Annotated in this window: 12 protein-coding genes; 10 read left to right on the top strand and 2 right to left on the bottom strand. The window is 67.6% G+C overall.

The window, feature by feature from the left end; translation table 11 throughout:
• Positions 1–36: 36 nt before the first annotated feature.
• The 3 genes from AZG88_RS30695 to AZG88_RS30685 are packed head-to-tail and all read left to right on the top strand — an operon-like array spanning position 37 to position 2,399.
• A complete protein-coding gene (locus tag AZG88_RS30695; RefSeq protein ID WP_007298314.1) occupies positions 37–792 on the top strand; it encodes a lysophospholipid acyltransferase family protein in 756 nt (251 codons plus the stop codon).
• A gap of 9 nt (positions 793–801) precedes the next feature.
• Positions 802–1,533: a lysophospholipid acyltransferase family protein gene (locus AZG88_RS30690; protein WP_025431651.1), complete on the top strand. Its 732-nt coding sequence runs from the start codon at positions 802–804 to the stop codon at positions 1,531–1,533.
• Between the two features lie 44 nt (positions 1,534–1,577).
• Entirely contained in the window at positions 1,578–2,399 is an 822-nt protein-coding gene (locus tag AZG88_RS30685) for a Cof-type HAD-IIB family hydrolase (protein ID WP_005248850.1), read from the top strand.
• 30 nt (positions 2,400–2,429) lie between these two features.
• Here AZG88_RS30685 and AZG88_RS30680 read toward each other — a convergent pair whose 3' ends face one another.
• Entirely contained in the window at positions 2,430–4,556 is a 2,127-nt protein-coding gene (locus AZG88_RS30680; protein ID WP_061700013.1) for an N-acetylmuramoyl-L-alanine amidase, read from the bottom strand.
• A 236-nt stretch (positions 4,557–4,792) separates the two neighbouring features.
• Here AZG88_RS30680 and AZG88_RS30675 point away from each other — a divergent pair, with 236 nt between their 5' ends.
• A complete protein-coding gene (locus AZG88_RS30675; RefSeq protein ID WP_061700010.1) occupies positions 4,793–6,367 on the top strand; it encodes a SpoIID/LytB domain-containing protein in 1,575 nt (524 codons plus the stop codon).
• Here AZG88_RS30675 and AZG88_RS30670 read toward each other — a convergent pair.
• On the bottom strand, positions 6,364–7,488 hold the full coding sequence (locus tag AZG88_RS30670; RefSeq protein ID WP_061700009.1) for a glycosyltransferase: 1,125 nt from the start codon (positions 7,486–7,488) through the stop codon (positions 6,364–6,366). The genes AZG88_RS30675 and AZG88_RS30670 overlap by 4 nt on opposite strands.
• Before the next feature lie 147 nt (positions 7,489–7,635).
• Between AZG88_RS30670 and glf the strand changes: the two genes are divergently transcribed.
• The 6 genes from glf (at position 7,636) to AZG88_RS30640 (ending at position 15,434) form a co-directional block, all read left to right on the top strand.
• Positions 7,636–8,853: a UDP-galactopyranose mutase gene (glf, locus tag AZG88_RS30665; protein ID WP_005248845.1), complete on the top strand. Its 1,218-nt coding sequence runs from the start codon at positions 7,636–7,638 to the stop codon at positions 8,851–8,853.
• On the top strand, positions 8,850–10,766 hold the full coding sequence (locus tag AZG88_RS30660) for a glycosyltransferase (RefSeq protein ID WP_005248844.1): 1,917 nt from the start codon (positions 8,850–8,852) through the stop codon (positions 10,764–10,766). Before glf ends, AZG88_RS30660 begins: the two co-directional genes overlap by 4 nt.
• A complete protein-coding gene (locus tag AZG88_RS30655; RefSeq protein WP_005248843.1) occupies positions 10,747–11,265 on the top strand; it encodes a phosphatase PAP2 family protein in 519 nt (172 codons plus the stop codon). The genes AZG88_RS30660 and AZG88_RS30655 overlap by 20 nt, the downstream gene beginning before the upstream one ends.
• On the top strand, positions 11,262–12,167 hold the full coding sequence (locus AZG88_RS30650) for a decaprenyl-phosphate phosphoribosyltransferase (RefSeq protein ID WP_005248842.1): 906 nt from the start codon (positions 11,262–11,264) through the stop codon (positions 12,165–12,167). Before AZG88_RS30655 ends, AZG88_RS30650 begins: the two co-directional genes overlap by 4 nt.
• Before the next feature lies 1 nt (position 12,168).
• Complete coding sequence (gene zomB / locus AZG88_RS30645) at positions 12,169–14,088, top strand: flagellar motor control protein ZomB (protein ID WP_025431653.1); 1,920 nt, start codon at positions 12,169–12,171, stop codon at positions 14,086–14,088.
• 335 nt (positions 14,089–14,423) lie between these two features.
• Positions 14,424–15,434 carry an alpha/beta hydrolase gene (locus AZG88_RS30640; RefSeq protein ID WP_009477136.1) on the top strand — a complete coding sequence of 337 codons (1,011 nt, stop codon included), beginning with the start codon at positions 14,424–14,426 and terminating at the stop codon, positions 15,432–15,434.
• Positions 15,435–15,654 lie beyond the last annotated feature (220 nt).

Raw genomic sequence — 15,654 nt, 5'->3', positions numbered from 1 at the left:
GGCCAGATCGCGGATACCCGGCTACGCTAGCCGATTGTGGAACCCGTCTACCGAACCGTCATCGGCATCGCCCGCACCGTATTCGCCCTCGAGGGGCTGAAGTTCACGGTCGAGGGCGATCAGCACATTCCGTCGACGGGTGGGGCGGTGATCGCGATCAATCACACCGGCTACATGGACTTCACCTACGCCGGACTTCCGGCCCGCAGGGTGAAGCGGTACGTCCGCTTCATGGCGAAGAAGGAAGTGTTCGACAACAAGATCTCGGGCCCGATCATGCGCGCGCTCAAGCACATTCCGGTCGACCGGGCCGCCGGCGCGGATTCGTACAAGGCGGCCGTCGACTTCCTGCGCCGCGGCGAACTGGTGGGTGTGTACCCGGAGGCCACCATCAGCCGGAGCTTCGAGATCAAGGAATTCAAGTCGGGTGCCGCGCGCATGGCGATCGAGGCGAATGTCCCGATCATCCCGGTGGTCATCTGGGGGGCGCAGCGGGTGTGGACCAAGGGGTTCCCGAAGCGGCTGGGCCGCACGAACACTCCCATCTCGATCGCCGTCGGTGAGCCGATCCAGCCATTCGAACCCGCGGCCGAGCTGACCGCGAAGCTGCATGCCACGATGACGACGATGCTCGCCGACCTCCAGCAGGGCTACGACCACCCGGCAGGCGAGTACTGGGTGCCCGCGCGCCTCGGTGGAAGCGCGCCGACACTCGACGAAGCGAACAAGATGGACGCCGCCGACGCCGAGGCGAAGGCACAGTCCCGTCGGGCCCGGGAGACCGGTAGCTAGAAGGTGGCGGTGGAGCCTGTCTACACGGCTGTCGAGTCGACGGCCAAGGCGTTGTCCCTGTTCCAGGGGTTGAGGATGACGCGAGTCGGCCTGGACAACATCCCCACCGAGGGTGGGGCGGTGCTCGCGGTCAATCACACCGGCTACCTGGACTTCGTCCAGCTGGCACTCGCGGTCGGTGCGGTGGACCGCAAACTGCGGCTCATGGCCAAGGCCGAACTCGCGAACAACAAGGTGATGGCGTTCCTGATGCGCGGGTGCGGGGTCATCCCGGTCGACCGGACCGCCGGCGCGGGCGCCTACCTCGCCGCGGTGGAGCGGCTGCGCGAGGGCGAACTGGTGGGTGTGTACCCGGAGGCGACCATCAGCCGGAGCTTCGAGATCAAGGAACTGAAGTCGGGTGCGGCGCGTATGGCGATCGACGCCCGGGTGCCGATCGTGCCCGTCATCGTGTGGGGTGCTCAGCGGATCGCCACGAAGGGGCAGCCGAGACAACTTGGGCGGCATCGGTTTCCGGTGACCGTCGAGGTCGGCCGGCCGATCGAGCCGCGGGAACCGGCGGAGGCCCTTACCGAAACCCTGCACACGGAGATGGACGCGATCCTGCGCCGGGTGCAGGACGGATTCGACCATCCGGCGGGCGAGTACTGGGTGCCCCGGCGACTCGGCGGCAGTGCGCCCACCATCGAGGAGGCCACCGAGATGGACCGCCGCGAAGCCGAGGAACGGCGGGCCCGGTAACGGCCGCCCGGTGGCGCCGCGGACTCGGCAGGCAGAATGGCTGGGTGAGCCCAGACCGACCGAGCCTTGTAGCGTCCGATGTCGACGGCACCCTGATCGGGGAGGACGAGCGCATCAGTGCTCGCACCCGCGACGCCGTCGCGTCGGTGGTCGCGTCGGGAACTCCTTTCGTGCTGGCCACCGGCCGGCCCCCGCGCTGGATCCATCCCGTGGTCGAGGGCCTCGGCTACGCGCCGCTGGCCGTCTGTGCCAACGGCGCCGTCATCTACGACAGCGACAGCGACCGCGTGCTCAGCGCCGCGACCCTCGACGTCGACACCCTCACGTGGCTGTCGGAGATCGCGCTCCGCGTGCTGCCCGGCGCGGGGCTCGCGGCGGAGCGTGTCGGGGTGAGCGCTCACGACGCCGCGACACCGCAGTTCGTGAGTTCGCCCGGCTACCAGCACGCCTGGCTCAACCCCGACAACACCGAGATGTCCGAGAACGAGGTCGTCGCGGCCCCCGCGGTGAAGTTGCTGATCCGGGTGCCGGAAATGTCCAGTCAGGCGATGGTGGACGCGCTGGCGCCGCACATCGGTCGCCGTGCGGACGTCACGTTCTCCACCGACAACGGGCTGATCGAACTGTCGGCGTCGGGAATCACGAAGGCGTCGGGTCTCGCGCTGGTGGCGGAACGACTCGGCGTGACGGCGTCGCACATCGTGGCCTTCGGTGACATGCCCAACGACATTCCGATGCTGAACCTCGCGGGCCGGGGTGTCGCCGTCGAGAACGCGCACCCCGACGCCAAGGCCGCCGCCGACGAGGTGACGGCCACCAACTGGGACGACGGGGTCGCGAAAGTGCTCGAGCGCTGGTGGTCCTGAGACCACCAGCGCCCGAGAGGTGAAACCCGATCAGCCGGCCGGAACCGGTGCCGGCTCGACGGGAGCGGGCGCGGGAGCCGGTTCGGGTGCCGGAGCCGGAGCGGGCTCGGCCGGAGCCGGCGGAACCTGTGCCGGGTCCGCGGGCGGTGCGACGGGCGCCGCGGCATCGACCGGGGCACCGTTCCTGTAGGCCTCCGCGTAGGTGTCGTTGTAGGTCTTCAACACCTTGGTGACGATGCCGGTGATCTCGTTGAAGATCAGCGAACCGTTCTCGAAGTCGGTGCGGAGACCGCCCGGGATCGGGTACTCGTCACTGGTCGGCAGGCCCAGTTCGCCGTTGTCGGCTCCGAGGTTCTGCCACGTCGTGAAGATCTGTCCGAGGACCGCCCACACGCCGCCGTTGGGCGAGGTGAAGATGGCGCCGTTGGCGAACTGTGCGCCCGAGTTACCGGCCTTGGCCTGCAGCAGTCCGGTGATGGCCTGGCCGAGCCGGCCGGTGTCGCCGCCTTCCGCCACCCACTTCTGGGCGACCGGCGACGGGTCGGTGAGCCGCAGCAGTTCGTTGACCAGGGCAGGGATTCCGGCGCCGAGGCTGGAGCTTGCGTCCGTGCCCGGACCGCCGGACGGCGCCGGAGCCTCACCCGAGGGTGCGTCCGAGGCCAGCGAGGCGTTGCCGCCGCCGAGGTTGGCCGCCGCGATCTGCCGGATCTCGTCCATGTGTGAGTACGCCGCGTCTCCGGGGCAGGACGTGTTGCCGACGTCGCGGTGCGCGAAGATCACCGGGAGATCGACGGCCTCACCCTCCGCATAGGGAGTGAATTCGGTGCCCTCGGAGTACATCGTCGTCTCGCCGAGTGGGTCGAGTCCGGCCTTGCCGAGCTTCCAGCCCAGGAACTTGCCGACGGCGTCGAGGGTGGCCTGCGGCGGATCCTCGGACGAGAAGTCGCCCATCATCGCGACTCCGGTGGTGTTCTCGTTGAACCCGCCCGCGTGCGCGCCCTGGACCGGACGGTCGAGACCGCCTGCGCGCCCCTCGAAGATTTGGCCGTACTTGTCGACCAGTGCGTTGTATCCGATGTCGCACCAGCCGAGTGTCTGCGCGTGGTAGGCGTAGATCGCCCGGACGATCTCGGCCGACTCGGCCTTCGAGTAGTCGTTGGCTCCCGCGGTGTGGTGCACGGTGGCGCCGCCGATGAAGTCGTCGTAGTCGGGGTCCTGGCACCGGATGGACTCGTCGGCGCCCCACTGCTGGCGGCTGATGACCTTGGGACCGCCGCTGTCGAGGGGGCTCGCGATGTCGCCGAGCGTCGCGTCGCCGGGACCACTGCCCGGTTCGATGAGCACGGCGGTGACGTCGTCGGCGCCCGCGCGTGCCGGTTGCTGCCGCAACGGCGTGTTGACGGCGGCAGGGGTGTAACCGAGCGGTGCGGCCCCGTCGGCGGCGGGAGCAGGGGCTTCGGGTGCCGGTGCGGGAGCGGGAACTGCAGCGGGTGCACCTGCCGGTGCAGGGAGCGAGGTGGGGGTCAGGATCTGGATCGCCTTCGTCAGCCCGACGTAGACGGGTTCGGTGGCGACCTTGCCGTCCGACGCCGTCTTGTCCGTGCGACGCGTGTCGATCATGTCGGGGGAGACCCACTGTCCCCACGTTCCATCGGCCTGCAGCGCCCGGACCTTCGACTCCGCGGACGCGAGGGTCTCGGAGGTGAGCGCCACCATGCTGAACGGGGTGTCGCGCGACAGTTCCTTGACGATCGTGCCGGGCTGCTGATCGGCCGGGGGCAGGATCGCGGGGTCGGAGACGTCGCCCGGGGCGGGGAGCTTCAGTGGGATCTGCAGGTTCGGGATCTGGATTCCGCCCGGGAGCTGCACGTTGCTGGGGATGTGGAGGTACGGCGGGATCTTCAGGTTCCGGAGGTCGCCGATGTTGACGTCGGGCAGGTTCAGCCCGGTCAGTTCCTTCAGCGGAATCACGATGTCGGGGATCTGCGACAGCACGACCTGCGCGATCTCGGTGGACACTGCCGAGTTGGAGGTTTCGTTCGTGGATTTGACGTCGGAGGGTGCGCTACTGATGCCGTAGACCGCGACGGGACTTGCGACAGCCAGAGCGGCGACAGCCCCGAGGACGATCGAGGGCTTCGGTCGACGGTGCGGCAAGGGGGACTCTCCTCAGTTGTAGTTTCCTGCGAGCGACCTCGCGTGTCTGCAACTCGTGATGCTCGTGTGACTGAAGAGACTGTTGTTGCTAACTCCAACCACTCTTGCCACACTAGTCACACAGGTCCATAACGCTCAACCTTACATTGAGACTTTATCCCGAATTTCTCGGACCCGCTGAGACGAGGTGCACGCCCCGTCTCAGCGCTCGTTGTTCAGCGATGAGGAGTGCAGTGATGGCGAAGACCGAATTCGGGGTTCGTGCAGGTAGGCCTGCCTGGACCCGCAGGAGGCGGTACATCGCGGGCCGTCCCGCCCCGCGCGGATTCACGGCCACACTTCTGCGCGCGTCGGCGCTCGGCATCGCACCCGTCCTCGTCGTCGGCGCCGTCACCGGCGTCGTCGTGCATCTGCGCTCCTCCGGTCAGGACGTCCGGGAAACCGTCGCCTCCGACACGCCGTTCACGCTCTCCGGGCACGGCAACGGCCACGGCCGCGGGATGGGCCAATGGGGTGCCTACGGATACGCGAAGGATCAGGGGTGGGCGGCCGAGCGCATCCTCGGTCACTACTACGGCGGCACCACCCTCGGCACCCTCACCGACGCACAGATCAGCGTCCGGCTGCAGGCACGTGACGATCAGCCGCTCGACGTCTACTCCGACGCCGGCGCCGTCGTCGCCGGCAAGCCCGTCGGACCGGGAGAGGCCGTCCACCTCACGCCGACCGCCGACGGCGGCGCCAACGTCGTGGTGACCCGCGGATGTGCCGGCGAGGTCCTGTGGCAGGACGCCACCGACCATCCGTGGGTGGACCCGGTCGACCTGGCCCCGGACCGTCCCGCGAACGAGCACTTGAAGCTGTGCGCCGGTGACACCCCTTACCGCGGCGCTCTCGGGGTCGCGCTCGACGGCGCCGCCGTCCGCACCGTCAACGTCCTCGACATGGACGACTACCTCCTGGGCGTCGTGCCCGCCGAGGCGAAAGCCGGTTGGGCCGACACCGGTGGGGCCGAGGCGCTTCGGGCGCAGGCCGTCGCGGCCCGCTCCTACGCCGCCGCCGAGAACCGGGAAGAGTGGGCGAAGACCTGCGACACCCAGAGCTGCCAGGTGTACGGGGGCTCCGCGAAGGAAGACCCCCGGACCACCGACGCCGTCCGTTCCACCAAGGGCATGATCCTGACCAAGGACAACAAGCCCGTCGCCGCCGAATTTTCCTCGTCCACAGGCGGATACACCGCGGGCGGCGAGTTCCCGTCCGTCGAGGACCAGGGCGACACCGTGTCGCCGAACCACGACTGGACCGTGACCCTCACCGCGGGTGACATCGCATCCGCGTTCAATGTCGGAGACCTCGAATCGTTCGAGGTGGTCACCCGCAACAACTTCGGAGTCGACGGCGGACGCGTCACCGGTGTGAAGGTGGTCGGATCGTCGGGCACCGCCGAGGCGACGGGCGCCGAGGCGCGGTCGAAGCTGAAGCTCAAGTCCGACTGGTTCACGGTCGGTGACGGACTCGGCGTCCCCGCACCGCCGGCCGCCCCCGAACCCGAGTCCACCCTCGCGTCCGCGGGTGAGGACGAGGACACCGTCGGCACCACCGAGGGTTCGCCGATCGCCGAGAAGTACAGGGAACTCGGCGGGGTCAACAGCACACTGGGAGCGCCGATCGGCCCCGAGTTGATGCTGCCGTCGGAGGCGGGGAAATTCCGGATGTACACCAACGGAACCATCATCTGGACCGAGAAGCTGGGCGCACAGGTGATCGACGCCAGCGTGCTGCGCGAGTGGTTACCGACGGGCGGCAGTTAGACGGAGCAGAGCGGACCGGCTCCCTCGAACACGGCGAGCATCCCGTCGACGGACTCGCCCCAGCCGAAGTCCTCGGCCCGCCGCCGGGCCGAGGCTCGGCGCGTGTGTGAGGGGATCGCGAGTATGGCGCTCACCGCTTCGGCGAACGCGGGACCCCGGTCCCTGGCCAGGGCGCCGCAGCCGGGTGTGATGATCTCGGTGAGCGCCGACGACTGTGACGCGACCACCGGGGTGCCCGCCGCCAGCGACTCGAGCGCCGACAGGCAGAACGTCTCGTGCGGTCCGGGCGCCAGCGACACGTCCGCCGACGCGAACAGCGACGCCAGGCGGCCCTTGTCATGGATGAACCCGGTGAAGTGCACGGGGAGCCCACGGGCCCGGTACTGCAGCGCCTCGCGCCGCGGGCCGTCCCCGGCGATGACCAGCCGGGCGTCGTGGCCCTGCCGCCGCAGCAGCCGGACGGCGTCGATGCTCCGTTCCACCTGTTTCTCCACCGACAGCCGGCCGCAGTGCAGTAGGAAACGCTGCGCCGGGTCGGCGAAGGAGTCGCGCATCACCTGGTCGTGTTTGCCGGGGTGGAACATCGTGAGGTCGACACCGAGCGGGACCCGGTGCAGGTTGCGGGCCCCGATCCGGGTGAACTCCTCGCTCGCGAAGTCCGTCGTGCAGACGACGGCGTCGTAGTTGCGGGCCATCCGGCGGTTCGCGACGTCGGCCCAGCCGCGGGCCACGCGGCGCGGAGCGAGTTGGCCGAGCAGCCGGTCGAGGCGTTCGTGTGACACGACCACACTGCGTACCCCGCGGGTGCGGGCCCAGCCCCCGAAACCGCGCAGAGTGAGCCGGTCGGACACCTCCAGGACGTCGGGTCGCAGACCGCTGACGACGTCGGCCACCCGCCGCGGATTGACCACGCGATAACCGCCGGTCGCGGGGATGGTGGGAGCAGACCGCGTGATCCGCAGGACCCCACTCGGAAGCAGCTCCTCGCAGTCGCGCTGACCTGGGACGACGAGGACCACCTCGTGCCCGCGTTCGACGTACCCCTGACCCCAGTTGTGGAGAGCGGTGCGAAGCCCACCCGACCGCGGTCCGTAGAAGTTCGCCAGCTGGACGATGCGCACCCGCTCATGAAGCGCGATCGCCGCGTCGGCGGGAACAACGAGGTCTGCAGAACCGGTGAATACAGGGAGAACTCCTCGTGCGTGCGGAAGGGGTCCTTGCCCCCCTTGGCCGCGCACGGGCGGCGGAGTCGCTTACCCTGGTTCATCGTGACCGCTGCAACCCCAGAGACAACCGCCCCTGGCCGGTACGACCTCATCGTCGTCGGCTCCGGATTTTTCGGACTGACCGTCGCCGAGCGTGCAGCAACACAGCTGGGTAAGCGTGTGCTGGTGCTCGACCGTCGTCATCACCTGGGCGGAAACGCCTATTCGGAGGCCGAACCCGAGACCGGCATCGAGATCCACAAGTACGGAGCGCACCTGTTCCACACCTCGAACAAGAGAGTGTGGGACTACGTCACCCAGTTCACCGAATTCACGAACTACCAGCACCGCGTGTTCGCGCTGCACAAGGGGCAGGCGTACCAGTTCCCGATGGGGCTGGGCCTCGTGTCGCAGTTCTTCGGGCGCTACTTCACCCCCGACGAGGCGCGGAAGCTGATTGCCGAACAGTCCAGCGAGATCGACTCGGCGTCTGCGTCCAACTTGGAGGAGAAGGCGATCTCCCTGATCGGGCGGCCGCTGTACGAGGCGTTCGTGCGCGACTACACCGCCAAGCAGTGGCAGACGGACCCCAAGAACCTGCCCGCGGGCAACATCACCCGCCTGCCGGTGCGGTACACGTTCGACAACCGCTACTTCAACGACACGTACGAGGGCCTGCCCGTCGACGGCTACACCGCGTGGCTCGAGAACATGGCGAAGGACCCGAAGATCGAGGTCCGGCTCGAGACCGACTGGTTCGACGTCCGCGACGACCTGCGTGCCGAGAGCCCCGACGCCCCCGTCGTCTACACCGGCCCCCTCGACCGCTACTTCGACTACTCCGAGGGCGAGCTGGGCTGGCGCACCCTCGACTTCGAGACCGAGGTGCTCGAGACCGGCGACTTCCAGGGAACCCCGGTCATGAACTACAACGACGCCGACGTGCCCTTCACCCGGATCCACGAGTTCCGCCACTTCCACCCGGAGCGGGACTACCCGAAGGACAAGACGGTCATCATGCGGGAGTTCTCGCGGTTCGCGGAGAGCAAGGACGAGCCGTACTACCCGATCAACACCCCCGACGACCGCGCGATGCTCGCCGCCTACCGCGACCGCGCGAAGGAGGAGATGGCGTCGAACAAGGTTCTGTTCGGCGGCCGTCTCGGCACCTACCAGTACCTGGACATGCACATGGCGATCGCCAGCGCGCTGTCGATGTTCGACAACTCCCTGCGTCCGCACTTCGAATCCGGTGCGGCCCTGGTGGGGGATGCCGAATGAGCGCCCGACATCTGCTCGAATCCGAGAAGGTCACCGAGGACGCCCCGTTACTCGGCAAGTCGCTGCTGCAGCGGGTGATCCTGCCGCGTGCCGGCGAGCCGCTCGACGTCCGCACCCTCTACCTGGAGGAGGCGAAGACCAACAGCCGTCGCGCGCATTCGCTGTCGCGCACCTCGCTGTCGGTCGGCGCCGAGGCGGAGGCGTCGTTCTGCACCTACTTCAACGCGTTCCCGGCCAGCTACTGGCGCCGGTGGAGCACCCTGAACTCCGTGGTGCTGCGTCTCGAGCTGTCGGGGCACTGCCGCATCGACGTGTACCGCTCGAAGGCCGACTCGTCGCGCATCCACGTCGAGGGCCGCGAGTTCCAGGACGGTGACGCCGCGCTGGAATTCGAGATCGAACTCGCCCCGTTCGAGGACGGCGGCTGGATCTGGTTCGACATCACCACCGACACCGAGGTCGTGTTGGAGAGCGCCGGCTGGTACGCGCCGGTCGACGCCCCCGGTGAGGCCACCGTCGCCGTCGGCATCCCCACGTTCAACCGGCCGACCGACTGCGTCAAGGCGCTGACGGCGCTGGCGTCCGACGAGCTCGTCATGGACGTGGTCAAGGCCGTCATCATCCCGGACCAGGGCACCCGCAAGGTCAAGGACGAGCCCGGCTTCACGGAGGCCGCCGAAGCGCTCGGCGACCGGCTGGCCATCCACGACCAGGCGAACCTCGGCGGGTCCGGCGGCTACAGCCGGATCATGTACGAGGCGCTGAAGACCACCGACTGCCAGCACATCCTGTTCATGGACGACGACATCGAGATCGAACCCGACTCGATCCTGCGCGCGCTGGCGATGTCGCGGTTCGCGAAGTCGCCGATGCTCGTCGGCGGGCAGATGCTGAACCTCCAGGAGCGCAGTCACCTGCACTCGATGGGCGAGGTCGTCGACCGGTCCATCTTCATGTGGACGGCCGCCCCGAACGTCGAGTACGACCACGACTTCTCCCGGTACCCGCTCAGTGACCGCGAGAACTCCCGGCTGCTGCACCGCCGGATCGACGTCGACTACAACGGCTGGTGGATGTGCATGATCCCGCGGCAGGCCGCCGAGGAACTCGGTCAGCCACTGCCGCTGTTCATCAAATGGGACGACGCCGAATACGGCCTACGTGCCCGTGATGCCGGCTACCCGACCGTGACCATGCCCGGTGCCGCGATCTGGCACATGGCGTGGAGCGACAAGGACGACGCCATCGACTGGCAGGCGTACTTCCACCTCCGTAACCGGCTCGTCGTCGCGGCCCTGCACATGCCGGGCAACGGCCGCGGACTCGTGATCAACACCGTCAAGGCCACGATCAAGCATCTGCTGTGCCTCGAGTACTCGACCGTCGCGATCCAGAACCAGGCCATCGCCGACTTCCTGCAGGGCCCCGAGCACATCTTCGAACTGCTCCCGACCGCGCTCGGCAACGTCCACGCGATGCGCAAGGAGTACCCGGACGCCGTCGTGCTGCCGTCGTCGACGAGCCTGCCGCTGCCCTCCGGTGAGGAAGTCGGCGCGGTCGGCCTGCCGACGAACCCGCTCGCGAAGATCGTGCGTCTCGGCAAGGGCCTGGTCCACAACGTGAAACCCGCGCACGAGCAGCACCACGAGCGTCCCCAGCTCAACGTGCCCACCATCGACGCGCGGTGGTTCCTGCTGTCCCAGGTGGACGGCGTCACCGTCACCACCGCGGACGGGCGAGGAGTCGTCTACCGCAAGCGCAACCCCAAGCTGGCGCTCGCGCTGCTGAAGGAAGCGATCCGGCTGCGCCGTGAACTGGCCCAGCGGTTCCCCGAACTCAAGCGCGAGTACCAGGACGCCGTTCCTGCCCTGACCAGTAAGGAGAGGTGGGAACGTGTCTTCGGCATCCAGTGAGATCCAGATCCTGCACACCGTCCAGTCGACGATCGCGAGCCGTCCCGGCGTCGTCTCGACCGCCCGGGGAATGTCGCACTTCGGTGAGCACGCCCTCGGGTGGGTGGCCGTCGCCGGCATCGGCGCGGCACTCGACAAGCCTCGTCGCCGGCAGTGGGCGGGAGTCGCGGTGGGTGCCGTCGGCGCCCACGCGGCCTCGATCGTGATCAAACGCATCGTCCGCCGCCCCCGGCCGAACGACCCGTCGATCCAGGTCAACGTGTCGACGCCCAGCAAATTGAGCTTCCCGTCGTCGCACGCGACGTCCACGACAGCGGCTGCCGTGCTGCTCGGCCGTCTCACCGGGCTACCCTTGCCTGCGTTGTTGGTACCGCCGATGCTGCTCTCCCGGCTCGTTCTGGGAGTGCACTACCCGACCGATGTGCTCGCCGGATCTGCCCTGGGGGCCGCCTCTGCGGTCGCGGTGCTGAAGGCCGAGCAGAAGTTTGGAGAGAAATGAGCGAGGAACCGGCCGTCGTCACCGGACCCCCGACATCCCTGGCGGCAGGCATCGTCAAGGCCGTCCGCCCGCGTCAGTGGGTCAAGAACGTCCTGGTCCTCGCAGCTCCCGTCGCCGCGGGCACGGCGACGGAATCCGACGTCCTGCTTCCCGTCGCACTCGCCTTCGTGGTGTTCTGCATGGCAGCGTCCGGCATCTACCTCGTCAACGACGCGATGGACGTCGAGGCGGACCGCGCGCACCCCACCAAGCGATTCCGCCCCATCGCGGCCGGTGTGCTGCCCGTCAACCTGGCGTTCGGCATGGCGGTCGTGCTGCTCGGCGGGTCCATCGCCCTGTCGTTCCTCGCCAACTGGCAGCTGGCGGTCGTGATGGCCGTCTACATCGGCATCCAGCTGGCCTACTGCTTCGGTCTCAAACACCAGGCCGTCCTCGACATCTGCATCGTCTCGTCCGGGTTCCTGCTGCGCGCCATCGCAGGCGGTGTGGCCGCCGAGATCGCGCTGTCGCAGTGGTTCTTGCTGGTCATGGCGTTCGGTTCGCTGTTCATGGCGGCCGGTAAGCGGTACGCCGAACTGCAGCTCGCGGAGCGCACCGGCGCGAAGATTCGCAAGTCCCTCGAGAACTACACCACGACGTACCTGCGTTTCGTCTGGACGCTCAGCGCCACCGCGGTCGTGCTCTGCTACGGACTGTGGGCGTTCCAGCAGGACGACCTGAAGGCCACCAACTGGTACGCCATCTCGATGGTGCCGTTCACCATCGCGATCCTGCGTTACGCCGTCGACGTCGACGGCGGCGAGGCGGGGGAGCCCGAGGAGATCGCGCTGGGCGACCGCGTGCTCCAACTCCTCGCGATTGCCTGGATCGGAGTGGTGGGTGTCGCTGTCTACCTCGTCTGACTTGGTAGGAGGCGCCGAGGACTCGGACGCCGCCGCGGAGCGGACCACCGAACGCCACCGGAAGGCCATCCTCTCGAGGGTGGTCTTCCTCGGGGGTGTGGCCATCTCGGCTCTCCTGATGTTCTGGGGTGCCTGGGAACGGCGATGGATTGCCGACGACGGTCTGATCGTGCTGCGCACGGTCCGCAACCTCCTCGCGGGCAACGGTCCGGTCTTCAACTCGGGCGAGCGTGTCGAGGCCAACACCAGTACCGCGTGGACGTACATCGTCTACGCGTTCAGCTGGCTCTCCCAGGCCCGGCTCGAATACGTCGTCCTGACGATCGCGCTGATCCTGTCCACGGCGGCGATCGTGCTCGCCATGTTCGGCACCGCGCGCCTGTACCGCGGTGGGTCCTTCGCCGGCGGCGGCACGCTGTTCCTGATGCCCGCCGGTGTGCTCGTCTACATCGCGGTGCCCCCGGCCCGCGACTTCGCGACGTCGGGTCTCGAAAGCTGCCTCGTCATCTTCTGGATCGCGCTGCTGTGGCTGCTGCTGGTCCGATGGAGTCAGGCCACCACCCCGTCGACCACGTCGGTGCTCGTTCTCTCGTTCATCGCGGGCATGGGGCCCCTCGTGCGCCCCGAGCTGGCGATCCTGGGTGTGCTGTCGCTGGCCATGATCTTCCTCGCCCCCGGTCTCACCTGGGTGGTGCGCGTGGCGATGGTGTTCGTCGCCGGCATAGTTCCGGTGGGATACCAGATCTGGCGCATGGGCTACTACGCCCTCCCGTACCCCAACACCGCGGTGTCGAAGGACGCCGGCGGCGCCAAGTGGTCGCAGGGTTTCGCCTACCTCTGGAATCTGCTCGGCCCGTACCTGCTGTGGCTGCCGCTCGTCTTTCTGTTCGCCGGCGCCGTGATCGCCTGGCGCGGCCGGGACAAGTCCATCGAAGATGGTGTTCATCACATCGAAGGGAATCGGCTGACGCGCCTGCGTGGTTGGTTGCGGACGCAGAATGCCGTCGTCGTCTTCATTCTCGCGAGCGGGCTGATCCTCGGTCTGTACTCGTTGCGCGTCGGCGGCGACTTCATGCACGGCCGCGTTCTTCTCCCCGTTCTGTTCTGTTTCATCGTTCCCGTCGCCGTAATTCCGGTGCGAATTCCGGATCGGGCGGCGTGGGGGCGTAATAGGGAATCGTCGATTTTCCTCGCAATGGCTTTCCTGTGGGTCGGCACCGTCGTGTGGGCATTTTTCGCGTCGAACACGACGGGAATGCCGGAAGGTGTCGTTATCGGACGTTCCGGAATTGTCGACGAACGCGCCTTCTACGTTCTCAACACCGGTCATGCGCACCCGATTCGCGCGGACGATTATCTGGACTACCCGCGGATGCGCGCCATGGTCCAGACCATCTCGGACACTCCCGACGGCGGCCTGCTCATCCCGTCCGCCGACTACACGTACTGGTTCGTCGTTCCTCCGCCCCTTCCGATCCCGGACGGCGGCGCAGGCCACACCGTCTACTTCCTGAACCTCGGCATGACGAGCATGAACGTCGGCCTCGATGTGCGAGTGCTGGACCAGATGGGTCTCGCCTACCCGCTCGCGGCGCACACCGAGCGGTTGGACGACGGCCGTATCGGGCACGACAAGAACCTGTACCCCGACTGGGTCGTGGTGGACACGGGAATGATCGACAAGCACCCGTGGATGCCCGGATTCCTCGACGAGGAATGGGTGACCGAGGCGCGGGTCGCGCTCACGTGCCCCGAGACGCAGGACCTGCTGACGTCCTATCGGTCGGAACTGACGTGGCCGCGATTCAAGCAGAATTTCAAGGATGCGCTGCATTTCGCGAGTTACCGATTCGAGCGAGTGCCCGCATATGAAATTCAGCGGTGCAATCTCGAGCCGCCGTTCCCGGAACCGGCCAAATAGGGCGAACCGGGCGGGGCGTGGTCACCGGGGCGTCCCGGGCAGATCTCGATGTCGGAACATCAGATCTCGTTTGTGTAACGCTGGAACTGTCGGCGACGATGTACGTCGATGATGAGTCATCGTGACGGTGGTCTGGAAGTTCCGTGGAAAACGTTCCGTGAGCGTTTGTCAGGGAAGTTCGTGTGACATACAGTCCACCGAGCGCAGTGTGACTTGGAAGAGGTCCGCTGCCGACCCGGCTTCATGCCCGGGCCGGCAGGTCGCCTGTTCCCCGACGGAATCCGCCGGAGCCGCCTAGTGGCGGAGTCCGCAGACGAAGAGAGTGAGCAGTATTCATGCGTTTTGCCAGACCGAGGTTGTCTCAGCGCCTCAAGCAGCGTGCGATGGCCATCGGTGCCGTCGCACTGGTACTGCCTGTGGGCGCAGGAATCGCTGGTGGAGCCGTCGCCGCAGCAGCACCGACGCACGCGGGTCCCGCCAAGACCGCGCCGGCCGGTGGCTACGAGGAACTGTGGGTTCCCTCTTCGATGGGACCGATCAAGGTCCAGGTCCAGTGGGCAGCCCGCGGCGGTAGCGCCGCGCTGTACCTGCTCGACGGACTGCGCGCCCGCAACGACCGCAACGCGTGGAGTTTCGAGACCAACGCGTTCGATCAGTACCGCAACGACAACGTGACCCTGGTCATGCCCGTCGGTGGCGAGTCCAGCTTCTACTCCGACTGGTACTCGGCGAGTAACTTCAACGGCCAGCCCGTCACGTACAAGTGGGAGACGTTCCTGACGAAGGAACTGCCCGACTTCCTGGCCAACTACGGTGTCTCGCGCACGAACAACGCCGTCCTCGGCCTTTCGATGGGTGGTAGTGCCGCCCTGACCCTCGCCGCGTACCACCGCGACCAGTTCAAGTTCGCCGGTTCGCTGTCCGGGTACCTGAACATCTCGGCTCCCGGCATGCGTGAGGCGATCCGCGTCGCGATGATCGACGCCGGCCGCTACAACGTCGACGCGATGTGGGGCCCTCCGTGGAACCCGGCGTGGCTGCGTAACGACCCGTTCGTGTTCGCCCCGCGTCTGAACGGCCTGTCGATGTTCATCTCGGCTGCCAGCGGTCTGCCCGGCGAGTTCGACCACCCGCGCGCTCCGATCGACTACTACAACACCGCCAACGGCATGGGCCTCGAGGCTCTCGCCCTGGCCAACACCCGCGCCTTCCAGGTGCGTCTGGCCACCCTCGGTGTCCCGGCCACCTTCGACTTCCCCGCCAACGGCACGCACTCGTGGCCGTACTGGGGTGCCGAGCTGTGGAAGGCACGCGGCCAGATCCTGGACACCCTGGGCGCCTGGTGATCTGACACCACCGTCGTGACGACTGCCGCCCCGCCTCTCCGGCGGGGCGGCACTCGTGCGCTCCGGGGCGCCCGGGCCTTGCCCGGGGACGTGAGGGAAAACCCAGGATTCCCTTCCCCCGGGAGTGCACAACGGAACGTTTTGTCAGTAAGGTGATCCCGTCGAGACGCCACCCGCGCAGCGAGCGCTGCGCGGGTGGCGTCTGTACGTGAGATTTTCA

It is taken from the genome of Rhodococcus sp. LB1 (assembly GCF_001583455.1).
Classification (GTDB): domain Bacteria; phylum Actinomycetota; class Actinomycetes; order Mycobacteriales; family Mycobacteriaceae; genus Rhodococcus_F; species Rhodococcus_F opacus.
Note: the sequence above shows the minus strand (reverse complement) of the source record. Positions and strands in the feature narration are given on the sequence as shown.

Coding starts and splice junctions, on each gene's coding strand:
- AZG88_RS30675 (WP_061700010.1), top strand. CDS start 4,793: ATGGCGAAGACCGAATTCGGGGTTCGTGCAGGTAGGCCTGCCTGGACC.
- AZG88_RS30660 (WP_005248844.1), top strand. CDS start 8,850: ATGAGCGCCCGACATCTGCTCGAATCCGAGAAGGTCACCGAGGACGCC.
- AZG88_RS30650 (WP_005248842.1), top strand. CDS start 11,262: ATGAGCGAGGAACCGGCCGTCGTCACCGGACCCCCGACATCCCTGGCG.
- AZG88_RS30640 (WP_009477136.1), top strand. CDS start 14,424: ATGCGTTTTGCCAGACCGAGGTTGTCTCAGCGCCTCAAGCAGCGTGCG.